4 protein-coding genes are annotated in these 1,727 nt (G+C 49.0%); 2 read left to right on the top strand and 2 right to left on the bottom strand.

Annotated elements, in window-relative coordinates; all coding sequences use genetic code 11:
- Positions 1–92: 92 nt before the first annotated feature.
- Positions 93–290 carry a hypothetical protein gene (locus tag ACGF7G_RS22250; protein WP_133816460.1) on the top strand — a complete coding sequence of 66 codons (198 nt, stop codon included), beginning with the start codon at positions 93–95 and terminating at the stop codon, positions 288–290.
- A 46-nt stretch (positions 291–336) separates the two neighbouring features.
- On the opposite strand, the gene ACGF7G_RS22245 is transcribed toward ACGF7G_RS22250, so the two are convergent.
- Both ACGF7G_RS22245 and ACGF7G_RS22240 read right to left on the bottom strand, forming a co-directional pair.
- Positions 337–684 (bottom strand): hypothetical protein, encoded by a 348-nt coding sequence (locus tag ACGF7G_RS22245; RefSeq protein ID WP_387468450.1) that lies wholly within the window; start codon positions 682–684, stop codon positions 337–339.
- A gap of 4 nt (positions 685–688) precedes the next feature.
- Positions 689–970, bottom strand: coding sequence for a hypothetical protein (locus ACGF7G_RS22240; protein WP_082300805.1), 282 nt, complete (start codon positions 968–970; stop codon positions 689–691).
- A 461-nt stretch (positions 971–1,431) separates the two neighbouring features.
- Between ACGF7G_RS22240 and ACGF7G_RS22235 the strand changes: the two genes are divergently transcribed.
- Entirely contained in the window at positions 1,432–1,635 is a 204-nt protein-coding gene (locus ACGF7G_RS22235) for a hypothetical protein (RefSeq protein WP_166650301.1), read from the top strand.
- Positions 1,636–1,727 lie beyond the last annotated feature (92 nt).

Here is a 1,727-nt window from a genome sequence, read left to right as displayed (position 1 = left end):
CAGTACCAGCGGCAACAGGCCCAGCTGCGGGAGATTAAGCAGCAGATGCGGGCGCTGATGAGTAGTTTTGTGGGTTAAGGGGAGAGCATAAGATGACGATAGCCATTGAACATTTGCAGGATATTCAGTTAACCCACATTGAGGCGCTGGCCTTGGCCCAACTGGTGAAGCGGCTGAACTGGTCAGAGATACGGGCGTGCGCGGTGAATGACGAGGAAGCGTATCAGATCAAAGATGCGATCTCTAAGCTCCAATCTGCGTTGGCTTACTGTGGATATGCACCAAGGTAGATCATAATAAAGCCGGAAGATCTCGGGGATCTTCCGGCTTTATTAATTAACTAGCATTATATATATCGTGCAGATTACTATTTTTATTTAAGTTAACTATACTTTCCTTTTTATAGGTCAATATTAGCTCACCTTTATTTTCATCATTTTCTATTGCACGTACACCATCAATAACACAAAGAATACCGAACAATGTATTATCAGCTACTATTCTTATTATTTTATTGATTATCTCTTTCTCTTCCTTCGATTTTTCATTATAAAAATCAGATAGTTCAATTAGTTCCCTTTGTGGTTTTCTACCTGGGGGAGATTCAAGTGTTGAGATAGTGTCTTCGATAGCAGCATCTCTTACTACAAGCTTTAATATATCTACAAATAGTTGAGAATTCATATTATTACCTTATTTTAGTGAAGGCTTCTGGATACATTTCTTTATTTAAATTGTGCAAATCTTTTATTGCTGAAGGAGGAGCATTAGTATAATTGCGCAAGTCTCTAATATCTTTTGCCAATAAATCTCTAGCCGATCCCGTATACGGTCCTTTCATTGTAGGAATCAGTTTATGTTCTCCTCTAGGGAGAGCTATTGATGGAGCTACTTTAGGATCATAACCAGTAATTACTTGCCCCGCAGGATGTTTTTGAGCCGCATGGTGGATATCTAATTTATCACCCACCTTAGAACGTCTCTGTAAATCATCGAATGTACTAACTTCATATTTTTGTGTTGGACAAGCTGCTAACCCGAATGGATCTTAGGGACTGCCCCGACACGACCATACTTTTTGACCGGGATTTTTTCTTTAATAACAACCTGTTAAAGAGCTACTTCGTCCCACCGCACTCACCGCCGCGAACCCAAAACCCCGATGTGCACTTTGCCGATTTTAGCTCGCTTTTTCCCCGATGTCAGTGCCGGGTTTCGCCCCGCTTTTTCTGCCCGAACTGGGTTTTCTCGATAACCCGTGGCGGCGGGGCAGCTTGCCTGCGCCGCTGACGCGGGTTGGCCGGGTGCGGGCTGGCGAAGCCCGCAGGTGACGCTGTTCAGCAGGGAAGCCCCTGGGGGCTGCACGGGGCGGAGATGGCGAGCACGGGGACGAGCAACGCAGCGAAGCGTAGTGCGAGCCGCGCGCAGCCAGTGCAGCGGGGGTGGGGCAGGGGGAATAAACTGCGGCCAGCCTGCTGGCCTGCTTTCAGGGCTGTTGACCTTGGCGGACTCACCGACGACGATTTAAGGCAGATTTGGGCACCGGAGCCGCCACGGATGGCGGCGACTGCGGCGGTGGGCGCTAGCATTGAGGCTGACAGCAGTGGGCGCAGCCCAGTGCGCCTCTCGGGCTAAGAAGCCCAACCCGGCGGCCAGCCGCGCACCGTTGTTGAGGTAACCGCGCAGCGCCCATTGGTGGGCGGCGCCGACATAATGTTTGTTAAGCG

The sequence above is a fragment of the Photorhabdus sp. RM323S genome, from assembly GCF_042879375.1.
GTDB classification, from domain to species: Bacteria; Pseudomonadota; Gammaproteobacteria; order Enterobacterales; family Enterobacteriaceae; genus Photorhabdus; species Photorhabdus tasmaniensis.
This window is presented reverse-complemented; position numbering and strand designations above follow the sequence as displayed.